Below are 16,843 nucleotides of genomic sequence, written 5' to 3'. Positions count from 1 at the left end.
GATCAGACGAAGATGAAGTAGGTCGCGATGCCGATGAAGGCGAGCGCCTCGGTGAAGGCGATACCGATGAACATCAGGACCTGGAGACGACCGGCCAGCTCGGGCTGACGGGCCACGCCCTCGATCGTCTTGCCCACGACGATGCCCACGCCGATGGCGGGACCGATGGCGGCGAGGCCGTAGCCCATCGTCGCGACGTTGCCCTCGAGGGCGGCGAGAACCGTAGTTGCGTCCACGGAGGTGTTTCCTTTCGGTTGGATGGTTCGGCGTGCGCCGGACCGCTTAGTGCTCTTCTGCCACCGCGAGCTGGATGTAGACCGCGGTGAGGATGGCGAAGACGTAGGCCTGGAGGAAGGCGACGAAGATCTCGAACAGCGTGAAGGCGAACCCGAACGCGAGCGTGCCTGCAGCAAGGGCGGAGAACCAGCCGCCGATATCGAGGAGGAAGAACTGGGTCGCTGCGAAGAACAGGACCAGCATGAGGTGCCCGACGATCATGTTCATCAGCAGACGCAGCGTCAGCGTGACGGGTCGGATGATGAAGGTCGAGAGGAACTCGAGCGGGATGATCAGGATGTAGAGGAACCACGGCAGCCCGGGAGGCATGAGCGAGTTCCGGAAGAAGTTGCCGGGGCTCGCCTTGATGCCGGCGTAGATGAAGGTCACGTACGCGACGAGGGCCAGCAGCAGCGGGACGGCGACGATCGAGGAGCCCGCGATGTTCAGGAACGGGATGACACCCGTGATGTTCATGAACAGCACCATGAAGAAGATCGTGGTGAGGATCGGCAGGAAGCGGCGGCCGTCCTTCTTGCCCAGAAGGTCCTCGGCGATGTTGACGCGGACGAAGTCCAGGCCCATCTCCACGACGCTCTGGAAGCGACCGGGGACGACCGTCATGCGACGGGTGCCGAGCCAGAAGATGAGGACGATGGCGACCGTCGAGAGCATCTGGATCAGGTGGATCCGGTGGATCACGAGTCCGCCGATCTGGATCACCGCGTCGGGGAAGAACTCCGAGATGGACGGCCCGTGGAACTCAGGGGCATCTTGGGCGGCAGTAGCGATCAGGGTCGCAGCTTGAGTAAACAGCGCTGGCTCCAGCTTCGGGGCGTCGATCTAAGGATCGGGCGACGATGGTCGGTGAGCTGACTCCGCAGACGTTCCCGTCGGGATCAGGCGGGCTCGGAGAACAGCCTATCAGTCCCGAGGCGCCGCCGAGTCCCCGGGCCGGCGTTCACCGGCCTCCACCTCGGCCGCGGTGGGCAGCGTCGTGTCGCTGACGGCGGAGGTGCGCATCCGGAGCATCACGACGACGTCGACGACGAGCGAGGCGACGATGCTGACGACGAGGGAGATGAGGAAGACCAAGGGCGTCAGCCAGGGCTGATCGCGCAGGACGAACAGCACGACGAGGAACACCACGAACTTGAGGATCCACCCACCCATGACCGACCCGAAGAAGATCGGCACGAAGAGCGGATCGCCGTAGAACCGGTTGGCGATGAGGATCGACACGATCGTGAAGGCGAGGAACACCGCCGCCATGAGGACGGCGACGAGGGCGCTCCACAGCCCCGACGTCCCGGCCACGAGCAGTCCGACCGCTCCCCCGGCGATGAGCAGGACGGCGGTGACGATTCCGGACCACACGAGGGCGGTGCGCAGCATGGAGGTGGAGGACAGGGAGCTCACGAGAGGGCCTTCTGTTCAGGCGCCACCGGTCGGGTACGGCGCGCGGGGGGCAAGGTGACGAGGACGCAGGCGATGCATCCGATGACGAGGAAGGCGACGCCCGGCCAGTAGCGGCCCGGCCAGCCCTTCGTGGTGCCGATGTACATGAGGAGGACCGACAGCGAGACGACGGCGGTCCACGCGTAGAACACGAAGACCGCGTTGCGGTCGGTGTGCCCCATGTCGAGCATCCGGTGATGGAGGTGCTTGCGGTCAGGAGAGAACGGCGACTTCCCCTGCGCCATACGGCGCACGACCGCGAGTCCGAAGTCGACGAGCGGCAGCAGCACGATGACGACGGGGAGGATCACCGGGATGAACGCACCGAGCAGCTGCGACCGGCCGAAGAGGTCGTTGTCGCTGAGCAGGTTCGGGGGCAGGTTCCCGGTGACGACGATCGCCGAGGACGCCATCATCAGCCCGAGGAGGAGGGCACCGGCATCCCCCATGAACATGCGCGCCGGATTCCAGTTGAACGGCAGGAATCCGGCGCACATCCCGAGCAGCACGATGGCGATGAACACCCCGGTGTTGCTCTGCTCACTGTTGTCGAAGTCGCGCACGAGCATCGCCGAGTAGGCGAAGAACACCGCATTGGCGATGAGGCACACCCCCGCCACCAGGCCGTCGAGCCCGTCGATGAAGTTGACGGCGTTCATGACGATCACGATCAGCAGGATCGACAGGCTGATGCTGACCCAGCTGGAGACGACGACCTGCTGCCCGACGGGAAGATAGAAGATCTGGATGCCGCCGGGCGACACGACGATCCAGGCGGCGACGAACTGGGCGCCGAGCTTGATCATCCAGTCGAGGTCCCACAGGTCGTCGGCCACGCCGACCACGACCATGAGGGCTGCGGCGCCCAGGAGCGACCACACCATGGACGGCTCCTGCCAGACGATGGCGAAGGCGGGGAGCTGCGAGGACAGCACGAAGAACCCGAGCATGCCGATGAACATCGCCACTCCCCCGAGCCGCGGCGTGGGGGTCTTGTGCACGTCCCGCTCGCGGATCGCCGGGTGGAGCCCGAACTTCATCGCCAGGCGCCAGACGACCCATGAGAAGGCGAAGGTCAGAGCGCCGGTGATCACGAACGCGAGCAGGTAGTCCCTCACGCGGCGTCGGATTCGTCGGGTGAGACAGGGTCCGGCTCGAGCAGGTCGCCGAGCACCTCGCGCAGGTCGGCGCGCGACACGGCGCCGTCGCGGAGCACCGCCACGGGTCGCTGGTCACGCCCGACGAGCCCCGTCGCGTCGATGATGGTGGAGGCGACGCCGGTGTCGACGAGCCCCCCGTCGAGGTAGACCGAGATGCTGTCGCGGAGCATCTCGATCGCGGACTCGATCTCGAGGGCGGCGGGCTTGCCCGTGAGGTTCGCGCTCGACACCGCCAGCGGACCGGTCTCCTGCAGCAGCTCGAGGGCGAAGGCGTCGTCCGGCATGCGCACCGCGACGGTGCCGCGCGTCTCGCCGAGATCCCACTGCAGCGAGGGCTGCGCGGGCAGCACGATCGTGAGTCCGCCCGGCCAGAACCGCTCCACGAGACGCTCGACGGGTTCGGGCACCTCGGCGACGAGGGCGCGCATCGTGTCGGGTCCGGAGACGAGCACCGGCGGCGGAGACTGGCGACCGCGCCCCTTGGCGGCGAGCAGGCGGGCGACGGCCGACGCGTTGAAGGCGTCGGCGGCCACGCCGTAGACGGTGTCGGTCGGCATCACGATGAGTTCGCCGCGGCCGATGGCCTGGCGCGCCTGGCGCAGAGCGGGAAGCAGCTGACCGGCGTCACGGCAGTCGAGGACGGGAGACATATCCGCAGCATTCTACGAGGAGGGGGCTCGGGACCGCCTGCGAACCGGCGCAGGACGTCACCCGGGTTCAGGGCCGCAGGGCGGTCGTCGCGCGGTCGCGGGTGGTGAGGTCGCGGTGCGTGGCGGCGCCGCGCCATCCGTCGGCCGTCAACAGGTCGCGGATGCCGGGCCCCTGCCATTCGCCGTGTTCGATCACCAGCGTGCCGCCGGGATGCAGCAGCCGCAGCGCGACCCCGGAGAGCACGCGCACGACGTCGAGCCCGTCGGGACCGCCGTACAGCGCCGCCGGCGGATCCCAGAAGCGCACCTCGGGGTCGCGCGGGACGGCGTCGTCGGGCACGTAGGGCGGGTTCGAGACCACGACGGAGACGGTGCCGTCCAGCTCGGGGAACGCATCGGCGAGGTCGATGAAGGCGAGCCGGGCGTGCGGCGCATGCACGGCGAAGTTCTCCTTCGCCCAGATGAACGCATCGACGGAGTTCTCGGCCGCGTGCACCTGCGCGTGCGGCACCTCGGTGGCCAGCGAGAGCGCCAGCGCTCCGCTGCCGGTACCGAGGTCGACGGCGATCGGTCCGGGTCCCGGGGCCGCGCGCAGCGCGTCGATCGCCAGCTGGGCGACCATCTCGGTCTCGGGACGCGGCACGAAGACCCCGGGACCGACGCGGAGTTCGAGGTGCCGGAACGGGGCCGTTCCGGTCAGGTGCTGGAGGGGCTCGCGCGCGGCGCGGCGCGCGACGAGTTCAGCGAAGCGGGTCGCGGCGGCCTCCGGCATCCGATCGCCGCGCATCATCGCCGCAGCGAGCTCGCCCCGGCTCACCCCGAGGACGTGGGAGGCCAGGAGCTCGGCGTCGACGGCAGCGGAAGGGACGCCGGCCGAGGCGAGCCGCTCTGCGGCGTGGCGCACAAGGGGGGCGAGGTCGCTGCCGGCGGGCGCGTCGGAAGTCCGTGAAGTCGACATGGGAAGTCACAGGATACCGCCCACCGCAGCGTCACAGAGGGCTTCACGGGTCGCCGGGACCGTAGGCTGGGGCGCATCGCGGTCCCCTGAGCCGCACCTGACGACCCCACCCGCACGGAAGGCATCCCATGACCGGCATCCACTCCGACATCACGAGCGCGTTCGGCAACACACCCCTCGTCCGGCTGAACCGGGTGTCCGAGGGACTGCCGGGGACCATCCTCGCCAAGCTCGAGTTCTACAACCCCGCCTCCTCGGTCAAAGACCGTCTGGGCATCGCCATCGTCGACGCCGCGGAGGCGTCCGGCGAGCTGAAGCCCGGCGGCACGATCGTCGAGGGCACGAGCGGCAACACCGGCATCGCCCTCGCCATGGTGGGCGCCGCCCGCGGCTACAAGGTCGTCCTGACGATGCCGTCGTCGATGTCGATCGAGCGTCGGATGCTGCTGCGCGCCTACGGCGCCGAGCTCGTTCTCACCGATCCCTCGCTCGGCATGAAGGGCGCCGTCGGCGAGGCGGAGCGCATCGCCGCCGAGACCCCCGGCGCCGTGCTCGCGAAGCAGTTCGCCAACCAGGCCAACGTCGAGATCCACCGCAAGACCACCGCCGAGGAGATCCTGCGCGACACCGACGGCGCCGTCGACTACTTCGTCGCCGGCATCGGCACGGGCGGCACGATCACGGGCGTCGGCCAGGTCCTCAAGGAGCGTGTGCCCGCCGCCAAGGTCGTCGCGGTCGAGCCGAAGGACTCCCCGCTGCTGACCGAGGGCAAGCCCGGGCCGCACAAGATCCAGGGCATCGGCCCGAACTTCATCCCGCCGATCCTCGACCAGGGCGTCATCGACGAGGTCCAGGACGTCACCTTCGACGACGCGATCGCGACGGCCAAGAAGGTCGCCACGAGCGAGGGCATCCTCGTCGGCATCTCGTCGGGCGCGGCCATCTGGGCAGCCCTCCAGGTCGCGGCGCGCCCCGAGGCGGAGGGCAAGAACATCGTCGTGATCATCCCGTCGTTCGGCGAGCGGTACCTGTCGACGGCGCTCTTCGAGGAGTTCCGCGACTGATCCCGTCCGGTCTCGAAAGGTCCGCTGTGCCCGGAATCGCCCGTTCCCTCCGCCGCACCCTCGTCGCCGCCGTGCGCGCCGTCCGCGAGGACGTCGCCGCGGCGAAGCTCCGCGACCCCGCGGCACGCGGCGGCGTCGAGATCGCGCTGCTGTACCCGGGGCTCCACGCCGTGTGGAGCCACCGGGTCGCGCACGCGCTCTGGCGGCGGGGATGGAGGTTCCCGGCCAGGGCCCTCTCGCAGGCGACGCGCTGGCTCACCGGCATCGAGATCCATCCCGGGGCCCGCATCGGGCGCCGGTTCTTCATCGATCACGGCATGGGCGTCGTCATCGGTGAGACGGCGGAGGTCGGCGACGACGTCATGCTGTACCACGGGGTGACGCTCGGCGGGCGCACCCGGGACGGCGGCAAGCGGCATCCCACCCTCGAGGACGGCGTCGCCGTCGGGGCGGGCGCCAAGATCCTCGGCCCCGTGGTCATCGGCGCCCACTCGGTGATCGGCGCGAACGCCGTCGTCACGAAGGACGCACCGGCCGATTCCGTGCTCGTGGGTGTGCCGGCGCGCGCCCGGCGACGGGCGGTCGGCGAGGACACCCGGGCGATCCTCACGGCGCCCGAGTACCACATCTGACGGTCAGGCGTCGGAGCCGACGGCAGCCAGCCGCGCCTCCTCATCGGCCGCGATGGCGGACTCGATGAGCGGGGCCAGCGCGCCGTCCATGACCTGATCCAGGTTGTACGCCTTGTACCCCGTGCGGTGGTCGGCGATCCGGTTCTCGGGGAAGTTGTACGTGCGGATGCGCTCGGAGCGGTCCATTCCGCGGATCTGAGATCGGCGGGCGTCGGAGGCCGCGGCATCCCGCTCCTCCTGCTGCTTGGCGAGCAGTCGCGCGCGCAGCACGCGCATACCCGCCTCGCGGTTCTGCAGCTGACTCTTCTCGTTCTGCATGGACACGACGATGCCGGTCGGCAGGTGCGTGATGCGGACGGCCGAGTCGGTCGTGTTGACCGACTGCCCGCCCGGACCGGAGGAACGGAAGACGTCGATCTTCAGGTCGTTCGGGTCGATCTGCACCTCTTCGGGCTCGTCGACCTCGGGGAAGACGAGGACGCCGGTCGTCGAGGTGTGGATGCGGCCCTGCGATTCGGTCGCGGGCACGCGCTGGACGCGGTGGACGCCGCCCTCGTACTTCAGGTGCGCCCAGACGCCCTGCGCGGGGTCGCTCGAGGAGCCCTTGATGGCCACCTGGACGTCCTTGTAGCCACCGAGATCGGACTCGTTGCGCTCGAGCAATTCGGTCTTCCAGCCCTGCGACGCGGCGTACTGCAGATACATGCGCAGGAGGTCGGCGGCGAAGAGGGCCGACTCGGCGCCGCCCTCCCCCGCCTTGATCTCGAGGATCACGTCCCGCGCATCGTCCGGGTCGCGCGGGATCAGGAGCCGACGGAGCTTCTCCTGCGTCTCTGCCAGACGCTGCTCCAGCGCGGGGACCTCGTCGGCGAAGGCGTCGTCCTCCTTCGCGAGTTCACGGGCCGCGGAGAGGTCCTCCTCGGCCGCGTGCCACGCGTCGTGGGCCGCGACGATGCGCGACAGCTCGGCGTACCGCCGGTTCACACGCTTCGCGCGCGCCGCATCGGCGTGCACCGCGGGGTCCGAGAGTTCCTCCTGGACCGCGCGGTGCTCGTCGATCAGCGTCTGGACGGACTCGAACACGAGGGGTGGATCAGCGGATGCTGTTCTCGTGCCCGTGGCCGTGGCCACCCGCGGCGGGCGCCGGGATCGACTTCTGCATCTGCACGAGGAACTCGACGTTCGACGTCGTCTCCTTGAGCTTGCCGAGGACGACCTCGAGGGCCTGCTGCGGGTCGAGGCCGGCGAGGGCGCGACGCAGCTTCCACGTGATCTTGACCTCGTCGGCCGAGAGCAGCATCTCCTCGCGACGGGTGCTCGAGGCGTTCACGTCGACGGCGGGGAAGATGCGCTTGTCGGCCAGCTGCCGCGAGAGGCGCAGCTCGCTGTTGCCGGTGCCCTTGAACTCCTCGAAGATGACGTCGTCCATCTTGGACCCGGTCTCGACGAGCGCCGTGGCGAGGATCGTGAGCGATCCGCCGTTCTCGATGTTGCGCGCGGCGCCGAAGAAGCGCTTGGGCGGGTACAGCGCGGACGCGTCGACACCGCCGGTGAGCACGCGGCCCGAGGTCGGCGCCGAGATGTTGTACGCACGGCCGAGGCGCGTGATCGAGTCGAGGAGCACGACGACGTCGCGGCCGAGCTCGACGAGGCGCTTCGCGCGCTCGATGGCGAGCTCGGCGACCGTCGTGTGGTCCTCCGCGGGGCGGTCGAACGTCGAGGCGATGACCTCGCCCTTGACGGTCCGCTGCATGTCGGTGACCTCTTCGGGGCGCTCGTCGACGAGCACGACCATGAGGTGGACCTCGGGGTTGTTCGTCGCGATCGCATTGGCGATCTGCTGCAGGACGATCGTCTTGCCGGCCTTGGGCGGCGCGACGATCAGACCGCGCTGACCCTTGCCGATCGGGGCGACGAGGTCGATGATGCGCTGCGTCAGCTTCTCGGGGGCCGTCTCGAGGCGCAGGCGCTCCTGCGGGTAGAGCGGCGTCAGCTTGCCGAACTCGACACGCGTGGCCGCGTCCTCGACCGACAGTCCGTTGACGGCGTCGACCTTGACGAGCGCGTTGTACTTCTGGCGGCTGGACTGCTCGCCCTCGCGCGGCTGCTTGATGGCGCCGACCACGGCGTCACCCTTGCGCAGGTTGTACTTCTTGACCTGACCGAGCGAGACGTAGACGTCGCTCTGGCCGGGGAGGTAGCCCGTCGTGCGCACGAAGGCGTAGTTGTCGAGGACGTCGAGGATGCCCGCGATCGGGATGAGGACGTCGTCCTCGCCGATCTCGGTGTCGAACTCGTCGTTCGTGTTCTGTCCGCGGCGCTTGTTGCGCTGACGGCCACGGCCCTGCCCCTGCTCGTCGTCGGTCTTCTCCTCGACGGCGGGCTTGTCGGCCGGAGCGTTCTGAGCGTTGCCGTTCTGAGCGTTGCCGTTCTGGGCGCCGCCGTTCTGGGCGCCGCCGTTCTGGGCGTTCTCGCCCTTGTTGCGGTTGCGGCTGCGGCTGCGCGAGCGGCTGCGGGTGCGGCCGGAGCCCTCACCGCCGTTCTCGCCGTCCTCAGCGGATGCCGTCGGTGCCGCGGCCTCACCGGCCGGTGCCTCGGGCTCGTCGGCCTGGGCTGCGTCGGTCGCGGGGGTCTCGTCGGACGCTGCCTCGCCGGCCGGAGCATCCGCGGCCGGGGCCTCGGGGGCCGCAGCGTCGGTCGCGGGGGCGTCGGTCGCGGGAGCCTCTGCGGCGTCTGCGGCGACGGCCGCATCGGCGGCGGGCACGTCGGTGCTCTTCGCACGGCGCGGGGCGCGCTTGCGCGGGGCCTTCGCCGGCTTCTCGGCGGGCTTCTCCTCGGCGGGGGCGTCGTCGATCGTCTGCGAGGCGGCGGCGACCTCTTCGTCGGCGACGGGCGCGGCGGCCTCTACCGCGGCAGCCTCCTCAGCGGGAGCCTCCTCCGCGGGAGCCTCCTCAGCGGGAGCCTCCTCAGCGGGAGCCTCCTCGACGGGGGCCTCTTCGGCGGGGGTCTCTTCGGTCGTGGGCGCGGCCGACTGCGCGGCGGCGTCCGTAGTGGTCTCGTCGGCGGCGGTGCCGTCGGTGGCGACGTCGTCGCCGGTCTGGATCTCGGAGATGGACTCCACGAGTTCTCCCTTTCAGATGTGGAAAGTCATAACCGCAGGTGGACCCGTCCACGACGGATCCGATTCCTCAGCGGGGTGTTCGCGCAGGCACACAATTCGCGCAGGCCCGTCAGAAGGGGTGTGCGGTGGTTCGCAGATTGCGATGGAGGGCAGATTCACGTGATTACGTGGCATCCTCCGTATGGTCCCTCACTGTACCACCCCGGACATCGACGGCCAGCAGCAGGGGTTTCCATGGCGTGTCCGTCGACTGCGCCGCGAACTCGACCGCCTCGAGGCGGCGTCCCGGTCCATCGGCCAGGACGAGCACGCTGGGGCCGGCGCCCGAGACGACGGCGGCGAAGCCGGCGCCGCGGAGCGACTGCACGAGCGCGTCGGTCGCCGGCATGGCCTGCGCCCGGTACGACTGGTGCAGCTTGTCCTCGGTGGCCGCCATGAGCAGCTCGGGGCTCTGGGTGAGCGCCGCGATGAGCAGGGCTGACCGCGACACGTTGAAGACCGCGTCCTCACGCGTGACGTGGAGCGGGGCGAGGCCCCGGGCCACCGACGTCGACATCGTGAACTCCGGCACGAAGACGAGTGGTGACACCCCGCGGTGGACCGCGAGCTTCTTGTGCTGCGGACCGTCCTGATCCATCCAGGCGATCGTGAGACCGCCGAACAGCGCGGGCGCGACGTTGTCGGGGTGTCCTTCGAGTTCGGTGGCCAGGCGCAGCAGGGTCTCTGGCCCGAGCGTCACGTCCCCCTCGAGGAGCCCCTGCGCCGCCAGGAGCCCGGCGACGACCGCTGCTCCCGACGACCCCATCCCCCGGCCGTGCGGGATCACGTTGTGCGCGCGGAAACGGATGCCGGGCATCGGCCGGCCGGCCGCCTCGAACGCGTACGCCATCGAGCGCACGACCAGATGCGAGGCATCCGTCGGCACGTCCGCCGCACCCTCGCCGGTGACCTCGATCTCGAGACCGGGCTCGTCGAGGGCGGTGACGACGAGCTCGTCGTGCACGCTCAGGGCGAGTCCGAGCGTGTCGAAACCCGGCCCCAGATTGGCGCTCGTGGCCGGGACGCGGACGGCGACGGAGCGCCCGGCGAGCGTCATCCCGCCACGCGGGTGAGATCGAGCGCGGACGCCACCTCGCTGGTCGCGGCGTCCACGACGAGAGGCTCGACCTGCGAGCCGTCCGCGTTGCGGAGCGCCCACTGCGGGTCCTTCAGGCCGTGTCCGGTGACCGTCAGCACGACCTTGGCGCCCTTCGGGATGACCCCGGCCTCGGCACGGTCGAGCAGGCCTGCGACACTGATCGCAGAAGCCGGCTCGACGAACACGCCGACCGTGCCGGCGAGGAGCTTCTGCGCCGCGAGGATGCGCTCGTCGTCGATCGCCCCGAACCACCCGTCGGTCGCGGAGCGCGCCTCGAGGGCGAGGTCCCACGACGCCGGGTTGCCGATGCGGATGGCGGAGGCGATGGTCTCGGGGTTCTTCACGACCTCACCGCGCACGAGCGGCGCGGACCCCTCGGCCTGGAAGCCGAGCATGCGGGGCACGCGCGTCGCGACCCCGCGCTCGGCCTCTTCGCGGTATCCGCGAGAGTAGGCGGTGTAGTTGCCGGCGTTGCCGACGGGGATGAAGTGGAAGTCCGGGGCGTCGCCGAGCTGGCTGACGATCTCGTAGGCCGCGGTCTTCTGCCCCTCGATGCGGTCGGGGTTGACCGAGTTCACGAGGTGCACCTTGTAGCCGCCGGCGAGCTCGCGTGCGATCTCGAGGCAGTCGTCGAAGTTGCCGCGGATCTGGATGAGCTTGCCGTTGTGGGCGACCGCCTGGCTCAGCTTGCCCATCGCGATCTTGCCCTCGGGCACGAGGACCGCGGCGGTGATCCCGGCGTGCGCGGCGTAGGCGGCAGCGGATGCGGAGGTGTTGCCGGTCGAGGCGCAGATGACCGCCTCGGCGCCGTGCTCGACGGCACGCGACAGCGCGACCGTCATCCCTCGGTCCTTGAACGAGCCCGTCGGGTTCATGCCCTCGAACTTGACGTAGACATCGGCGCCCGTGATCTGCGACAGCGACGCCGCGGGGATGAGCGGCGTGCCGCCCTCGCCGAGCGTCACGACGGTCGAGGCGTCGGTGACGCCCAGTCGATCGGCGTACTCGCGGAGGACTCCGCGCCAGACGTGTGCCATGTCAGTCTCCTTCTACGCGCAGGACCGAGACCACGCGTCGGACGGCGCTGGTGGCAGCGAGCCGCTCGACCGTGTCGGCCAGGTCCTGCTCCCGGGCCGTGTGGGTTCCGATGACGAGGTGCGCGACGGCATCCCCGCTTCCCTGGGCGACGGTGTCGCCCGAGGTGGTCTGTTCGACGGTCGCGATGGACACGTCCCCGTCGCTGAGGATGCCCGCGACGGTGGCCAGCACACCCGGTCGGTCGTCGACCTCGAGCGTGATCTGGCAGCTGGTGCGGATGCGGCCGATGGGAACGATCGGCAGGCCCGCCCGCGTCGACTCCCCGACCCCCGGACCACCCGCGACGTGGCGCCGTGCGGCGGAGACGACGTCGCCGAGGACGGCGGAGGCGGTCTGCACTCCCCCGGCGCCGGCGCCGTAGAACATGAGGTCGCCCGCGGCCTCGGCCTCGACGAACACGGCGTTGTTCGCGCCGTGGACGGAGGCGAGCGGATGCTCGCGCGGCACCAGCGCCGGGTAGACCCGCACCGAGATCGCCTCGCCGCTGGGCGCCGCGTCGGGCTGGTCGACGAGCCGCTCGCAGACGGCGAGCAGCTTCACGACGTAGCCCGCCTTGCGAGCGGCCTCGATGACACCCGCATCCACCGAGGTGATGCCCTCACGGTGCACCGCCTCGAGCGGGACGGTGGTGTGGAACGCGAGGCTCGCCAGGATGGCGGCCTTCTGAGCGGCGTCGTAGCCCTCGACATCGGCCGTCGGGTCGGCCTCGGCGTACCCGAGACGCTGCGCCTCCGTGAGCACCTCGTCGAAGCCGAGTCCCTCGCGGTCCATGCGGTCGAGGATGTAGTTGGTCGTGCCGTTGACGATTCCCATGATCCGACGCACCCGGTCGCCCGCGAGCGAGTCGCGCAGGGGCCGGATGATCGGGATGGCTCCGGCGACGGCGGCCTCGTAGGCGACCGTGGCGCCGACCTGGTCGGCGGCGTCGAAGATCTCGCTGCCGTGGGTGGCCAGGAGCGCCTTGTTGGCGGTGACGACGTCGGCGCCCGAGGCGAGGGCGTGGAGGATGCGCGTGCGCGCGGGCTCCAGTCCGCCGGTGACCTCGATGACGATGTCGGCACCGGCGATGAGCGTGTCGGCGTCGGTCGTGAACAGCTCGCGCGGCAGGTCGGCCTCGCGAGGCGCGTCGACGTCGCGCACGGCGATGCCCACGAGGTCGAGCGGGGCGCCCGCGCGGTCGGCCAACTCGTCGGCGTGCGTGAGCAGCAGGCGGGCGACCTGCGACCCGACGGCGCCGGCTCCCAGCAGGGCGACGCGAAGGCGACGGGGCTCGATCATGCGGACTCCTCGGTGGTGCGGGATGCGGCCGGTGCGACGCCGAGGTCGCGCGCCAGCAGGTCGTTCTCGTCCTCCCCGCGGACGATCAGCCGGGCGGCGCCGCCGCTCACCGCGACGACGGGAGGACGGGTCAGATAGTTGTAGTTGCTCGCGAGCGAGAAGCAGTAGGCGCCCGTGGCGGCGACGGCGAGCAGGTCCCCCGGCGTCACGTCGCCCGGCAGGTACTCCGCATCGACGACGATGTCGCCCGACTCGCAGTGCCGACCGACCACGCGGGCCAGCGCCGCCTCGGCGTCGCTGCGTCGGCCGGCGATGCGCGCGCTGTAGTCGGCGCCGTACAGGGCCGGACGCGCGTTGTCGCTCATTCCGCCGTCGACGCTGACGTAGAGCCGCTCGAGCTCGTCTGAGACGCGCACGGGCTTCACGGTCCCGACCGAGTACAGGGTCACACCCGCGCGGCCGACGATGCTGCGGCCGGGTTCGAAGGCGAGTTCGGGCAGCGGGATGCCGCGGCTCTCGCACTCGCGGGCGACCGCCGCGACGATGCCGTCGGCGAGCTCCGCGATGGGGGTCGGGTCGTCCTTCGACGTGTAGGCGATGCCGAAACCGCCGCCCAGGTTGAGCAGGGGCACGTCACCGCCCTCCCGCAGGCGCGCGTGGAGCTCGACGACGCGGGCGGCGGACTCCGCGAACCCGGCCGTCCCGAAGATCTGCGACCCGATGTGGCAGTGGAGGCCGGCGAACCGGAGAGAGGGCAGCTCGCGGATGCGGGCGACCGCCGCCTCGGCATCCGTCAGGGCGAAGCCGAACTTCTGATCCTCGTGCGCCGTCGCCAGGAAGTCGTGCGTCTCGGCGTGCACGCCGCTGTTGACCCGGAGGAGGACGGTCTGGACGACGCCCTGCGCGGCGGCCTCGGCGGCGACGCGTTCGATCTCGATCAGCGAGTCGATCACGATTGAGCCGACCCCGACGCGGACGGCCCGGGTGATCTCGGCGGGGAGCTTGTTGTTGCCGTGCAGCCCGAGGCGTGCGGCATCCGCTCCCGCGGCCAGGGCGACCGCGAGCTCGCCGCCGCTGGCGACGTCGACGCCGAGACCCTCGGCGGTCACCCAGCGGACGACGTCGGTGGTCAGCAGCGCCTTGCCGGCGTAGTAGACCCGAGCCGAGCCGCCGTGGCGGGCCGCGGCATCCCGGAAGGCGGTCAGCACCTCGCGGGCGCGGGCCCGGATCAGGTCCTCGTCGACGACGTAGAGCGGCGTACCGAATCGCTCCGCGAGCACGGGAGCCGGGACGCCGCCGAACACGAGCGCACCGGTGTCGTCACGGGCGGCGCCGGCGGGCCAGACGGCCTCGACGAGCGCATTCGCGTCGTCCGGCTTCGTGAGCCACTCGGGCACGGCGGGACGGTCGGAGGCGGTGGACACGCAGGGGCACCAATCGGGGTGGGAACGGGATCGCCGGGCGGTGTGGCCACGCCCCGACGGTGCCCACAGTCTAGGGCACCGCGGCAACCGCCCCCGGCCCCGTGACGCTACGAGGCGTCGGCGCAGGAACCCGGCTGCTGGGCGGTCCTGTCGCGGAGGATCGCACTGTCGATATCGAAGGAGGCGACGACGCCGCGTTCCGCCACGGTGACCTCGGCGAGCGTGAGCGCGCGCGGCAGGTACTCCGCGAGGCACACCGGCCAGTTCTGCACGAAGGACCCGACGAGCGGGCCCAGCTGCTGCCGCAGCGCTTCGGCCGACACGTCCACCTCGCCGAGGCGGAACGTGGTCGGCGACAGGACGAGCTCGCCGTCCTCCGCCGCCGCCGACAGACGCACACCGAGCGGAACGGCGGCGCCGAACACGTTCAGCTCGGTGTCCAGGGCGACCGCCGGCGGATCGAGGCGGAAGGAATCGACCGGGAAGCCGTCCACCCGGGAGAGGATGGTGCGGACCTGCTCCTCGTCCATCACGACCACGGCTCGCGCGCTGCTCCAGTCGCCGCCTTGGCGGACCGGGGCATCCGCGATGGTCACCTCGACGTCGCCGGAGATGCCGTCGACCTCCACGTCGTCCGCGGACAGGCTCATCACGGGGATGTTGCCGACCACCAGCTGAGGCAGGAGCAGCCCGGGGATGTCGACGTCGATCGGCTGATCCTCGGGCAGGCCGAGCGTGGAGACGAGCTGCGACCGGATGACCTGCGGCACCAGCGCCCTCGCCGCGAACTCGGCGGCGACCACCAGCACCGCGAGCACCGCGAGCACCGCGACGATGACGATCGCGACGATCCAGCCGCGGCGGCGTCGGCGGGGCGCCGTGACGGTGGTCATGTCACATCCGCTCGGGCGCGCTCACGCCGAGGAGGTCGAGACCGTTGCGGAGCACCTGACCGGTGGCGTCGTTCAGCCACAGACGGGTGCGGTGCAGGTCGGTGACCTCCTCATCGCCGAGCGGCGTCACTCGGCAGGAGTCGTACCAGCGGTGGTAGAGGCTCGCGAGCTCCTCCAGGTAGCGCGCGACGCGATGGGGCTCGCGCAACTCGGCGGCGAACGCCACGAGGCGGGGGAACTCCTGCAGAGCGCCCAGCAGGGCCGACTCGGTCTCGTGGGTCAGCAGCTCGGGGGCGAACGCGTCGCGGGAGACGCCGGAGTCGGCGGCGTTGCGCGCGACGTTGTGCGTCCGTGCGTGGGCGTACTGCACGTAGAACACGGGGTTGTCGTTCGTGCGCTTCTGCAGGATCTCGGGGTCGAGCGTCAGCGGCGAGTCGGCCGGGTAGCGCGCAAGCGAGTAACGCAGCGCGTCGGTGCCCAGCCACTCGCGCAGGTCGTCGAGCTCGATGATGTTGCCCGCGCGCTTGGACAAGCGGGCGCCGTTGACCGACACGAGCTGGCCGATCAGCACCTCGATGTCCTTCTCGGGGTCGTCGCCCGCCGCCCCGGCGAGCGCCTTCAGCCGGTGCACGTAGCCGTGGTGGTCGGCGCCCAGCAGGTAGATCTTGTGCGCGAAGCCGCGGTCGCCCTTGTTCAGGTAGTACGCGGCGTCGGCGGCGAAGTAGGTGTACTCACCGTTCGAGCGACGGATGACACGGTCCTTGTCGTCGCCGAAGTCGGTCGTGCGCACCCACACCGCACCGTCGGCGTCGAACACATGGCCCTGGGCACGCAGGCGGTCGACGGCCTGGTCGACGAGGCTCGGTCCGCCGTCCTCGCCGGCGGCGTGCAGCGTGCGCTCGCTGAAGAAGACGTCGAAGTGGACGTTGAACTTCTCGAGGGACGCCTGGAGCTCCGCCAACTGCAGCGCATACGCGCGATCGCGCGCGACGGCGATCTGCTCGTCCTCGGGCAGGTCGCCGATCGCCGGCTCCCCCTCGGCGACACGCTTCGCGAGGTCGTCGATGTACGCGCCGGCGTAGCCGTCCTCCGGTGCCGGATCACCCTTCATGCGCGCCAGCACGGAGCGGCCGAACCGGTCCATCTGAGCGCCCGCGTCGTTGATGTAGAACTCGCGCACGAGGGTCGCACCACTGGCGAGCAGCAGGCGCGCGATCGCGTCGCCGAGCGCCGCCCAGCGGGTGTGACCGATGTGCATGGGGCCGGTCGGGTTCGCGCTCACGAACTCGAGGTTGATCGTGTTGCCCTCCTGCGAGCGCCCCTGTCCGAAGGCTGCGCCGGCCTCGACGATGGCCCTCGCGAGCGCGCCGGCAGCGGCGGCATCCAGTCGGATGTTGATGAACCCGGGACCCGCGACCTCGACCGACGCGATGCCGTCGATCGCGGCGAGCGCCTCGGCGACCTCGGCCGCGAACTCGCGCGGATTCGCGCCGACCTGCTTCGAGAGCTTGAGGGCGGCGTTCGAGGCCCAGTCCCCGTGGTCGCGGTTCTTCGGGCGTTCGACCGGGAAGTCGGCGAGCGTGAGCGCCTCACCGGAGCCGGGTCGTCGCGCCTCCACGAGCGGGGTGACGACGGCGAGCAGGGCGGCGGAGAGCGCTTCGGGAGTCATAACCCGTCAAGTCTACGTTTCGGG

The 16,843-nt window shown here is 70.7% G+C and carries 16 protein-coding genes; 2 read left to right on the top strand and 14 right to left on the bottom strand.

Going from position 1 to position 16,843, the window contains the following annotated elements; translation table 11 throughout:
* Positions 1 to 2 precede the first annotated feature (2 nt).
* The 6 genes from atpE to prmC all read right to left on the bottom strand — a co-directional run bounded on the left by atpE (position 3) and on the right by prmC (position 4,502).
* Entirely contained in the window at positions 3 to 236 is a 234-nt protein-coding gene (gene atpE / locus AB0259_RS01435; protein ID WP_064001481.1) for an ATP synthase F0 subunit C, read from the bottom strand.
* Positions 237 to 282: 46 nt separating this feature from the next.
* Positions 283 to 999 (bottom strand): F0F1 ATP synthase subunit A, encoded by a 717-nt coding sequence (gene atpB / locus AB0259_RS01430; RefSeq protein WP_251579272.1) that lies wholly within the window; start codon positions 997 to 999, stop codon positions 283 to 285.
* A 201-nt stretch (positions 1,000 to 1,200) separates the two neighbouring features.
* Positions 1,201 to 1,695, bottom strand: a complete 495-nt coding sequence (locus tag AB0259_RS01425) for a hypothetical protein (protein ID WP_366221084.1) — start codon at positions 1,693 to 1,695, stop codon at positions 1,201 to 1,203.
* Positions 1,692 to 2,852, bottom strand: coding sequence for an MraY family glycosyltransferase (locus AB0259_RS01420; protein WP_366221086.1), 1,161 nt, complete (start codon positions 2,850 to 2,852; stop codon positions 1,692 to 1,694). Before AB0259_RS01420 ends, AB0259_RS01425 begins: the two co-directional genes overlap by 4 nt.
* Positions 2,849 to 3,544, bottom strand: coding sequence for an L-threonylcarbamoyladenylate synthase (locus tag AB0259_RS01415; protein WP_251579266.1), 696 nt, complete (start codon positions 3,542 to 3,544; stop codon positions 2,849 to 2,851). The genes AB0259_RS01420 and AB0259_RS01415 overlap by 4 nt, the downstream gene beginning before the upstream one ends.
* A gap of 67 nt (positions 3,545 to 3,611) precedes the next feature.
* Complete coding sequence (gene prmC / locus AB0259_RS01410; RefSeq protein ID WP_366221087.1) at positions 3,612 to 4,502, bottom strand: peptide chain release factor N(5)-glutamine methyltransferase; 891 nt, start codon at positions 4,500 to 4,502, stop codon at positions 3,612 to 3,614.
* A 128-nt stretch (positions 4,503 to 4,630) separates the two neighbouring features.
* On the opposite strand from prmC, the gene cysK reads away from it, so the two are divergent.
* Positions 4,631 to 5,566 (top strand): cysteine synthase A, encoded by a 936-nt coding sequence (cysK, locus tag AB0259_RS01405; protein ID WP_251579256.1) that lies wholly within the window; start codon positions 4,631 to 4,633, stop codon positions 5,564 to 5,566.
* Between the two features lie 26 nt (positions 5,567 to 5,592).
* Complete coding sequence (gene epsC, locus AB0259_RS01400) at positions 5,593 to 6,198, top strand: serine O-acetyltransferase EpsC (protein WP_251579247.1); 606 nt, start codon at positions 5,593 to 5,595, stop codon at positions 6,196 to 6,198.
* Between the two features lie 3 nt (positions 6,199 to 6,201).
* Here the strand turns inward: epsC and prfA are convergent, their stop codons facing one another.
* The 8 genes from prfA to AB0259_RS01360 form a co-directional block, all read right to left on the bottom strand.
* Positions 6,202 to 7,281, bottom strand: a complete 1,080-nt coding sequence (prfA, locus tag AB0259_RS01395; protein ID WP_251579245.1) for a peptide chain release factor 1 — start codon at positions 7,279 to 7,281, stop codon at positions 6,202 to 6,204.
* Between the two features lie 10 nt (positions 7,282 to 7,291).
* Complete coding sequence (rho, locus tag AB0259_RS01390; protein ID WP_366221088.1) at positions 7,292 to 9,319, bottom strand: transcription termination factor Rho; 2,028 nt, start codon at positions 9,317 to 9,319, stop codon at positions 7,292 to 7,294.
* A 163-nt stretch (positions 9,320 to 9,482) separates the two neighbouring features.
* Positions 9,483 to 10,415 carry a homoserine kinase gene (gene thrB, locus AB0259_RS01385; RefSeq protein ID WP_366221089.1) on the bottom strand — a complete coding sequence of 311 codons (933 nt, stop codon included), beginning with the start codon at positions 10,413 to 10,415 and terminating at the stop codon, positions 9,483 to 9,485.
* Entirely contained in the window at positions 10,412 to 11,494 is a 1,083-nt protein-coding gene (gene thrC / locus AB0259_RS01380; protein WP_366221091.1) for a threonine synthase, read from the bottom strand. The genes thrB and thrC overlap by 4 nt, the downstream gene beginning before the upstream one ends.
* Before the next feature lies 1 nt (position 11,495).
* Positions 11,496 to 12,833, bottom strand: a complete 1,338-nt coding sequence (locus tag AB0259_RS01375) for a homoserine dehydrogenase (RefSeq protein ID WP_251579236.1) — start codon at positions 12,831 to 12,833, stop codon at positions 11,496 to 11,498.
* Positions 12,830 to 14,257: a diaminopimelate decarboxylase gene (lysA, locus tag AB0259_RS01370; RefSeq protein ID WP_366221093.1), complete on the bottom strand. Its 1,428-nt coding sequence runs from the start codon at positions 14,255 to 14,257 to the stop codon at positions 12,830 to 12,832. Before lysA ends, AB0259_RS01375 begins: the two co-directional genes overlap by 4 nt.
* Positions 14,258 to 14,364: 107 nt before the next feature.
* Positions 14,365 to 15,150 (bottom strand): LmeA family phospholipid-binding protein, encoded by a 786-nt coding sequence (locus tag AB0259_RS01365; protein WP_366221095.1) that lies wholly within the window; start codon positions 15,148 to 15,150, stop codon positions 14,365 to 14,367.
* A gap of 1 nt (position 15,151) precedes the next feature.
* Positions 15,152 to 16,819, bottom strand: coding sequence for an arginine--tRNA ligase (locus AB0259_RS01360; RefSeq protein WP_366221097.1), 1,668 nt, complete (start codon positions 16,817 to 16,819; stop codon positions 15,152 to 15,154).
* Positions 16,820 to 16,843: the final 24 nt, after the last annotated feature.

It is taken from the genome of Microbacterium sp. NPDC080005 (genome assembly GCF_040702445.1).
In the GTDB taxonomy this organism is placed as follows: domain Bacteria; phylum Actinomycetota; class Actinomycetes; order Actinomycetales; family Microbacteriaceae; genus Microbacterium; species Microbacterium oleivorans_D.
The sequence above is the reverse complement of the archived record's forward strand: the minus strand, read 5'-3'. Positions and strand labels throughout refer to the sequence as shown.

What these genes read in the sequence shown, in the direction of transcription:
- AB0259_RS01365 (WP_366221095.1), bottom strand. Translation starts at nt 15,150, where the DNA reads ATGACCACCGTCACGGCGCCCCGCCGACGCCGCCGCGGCTGGATCGTC.
- AB0259_RS01415 (WP_251579266.1), bottom strand. Translation starts at nt 3,544, where the DNA reads ATGTCTCCCGTCCTCGACTGCCGTGACGCCGGTCAGCTGCTTCCCGCT.
- prmC (WP_366221087.1), bottom strand. Translation starts at nt 4,502, where the DNA reads ATGTCGACTTCACGGACTTCCGACGCGCCCGCCGGCAGCGACCTCGCC.
- AB0259_RS01375 (WP_251579236.1), bottom strand. Translation starts at nt 12,833, where the DNA reads ATGATCGAGCCCCGTCGCCTTCGCGTCGCCCTGCTGGGAGCCGGCGCC.
- thrB (WP_366221089.1), bottom strand. Translation starts at nt 10,415, where the DNA reads ATGACGCTCGCCGGGCGCTCCGTCGCCGTCCGCGTCCCGGCCACGAGC.
- AB0259_RS01360 (WP_366221097.1), bottom strand. Translation starts at nt 16,819, where the DNA reads ATGACTCCCGAAGCGCTCTCCGCCGCCCTGCTCGCCGTCGTCACCCCG.
- thrC (WP_366221091.1), bottom strand. Translation starts at nt 11,494, where the DNA reads ATGGCACACGTCTGGCGCGGAGTCCTCCGCGAGTACGCCGATCGACTG.
- cysK (WP_251579256.1), top strand. Translation starts at nt 4,631, where the DNA reads ATGACCGGCATCCACTCCGACATCACGAGCGCGTTCGGCAACACACCC.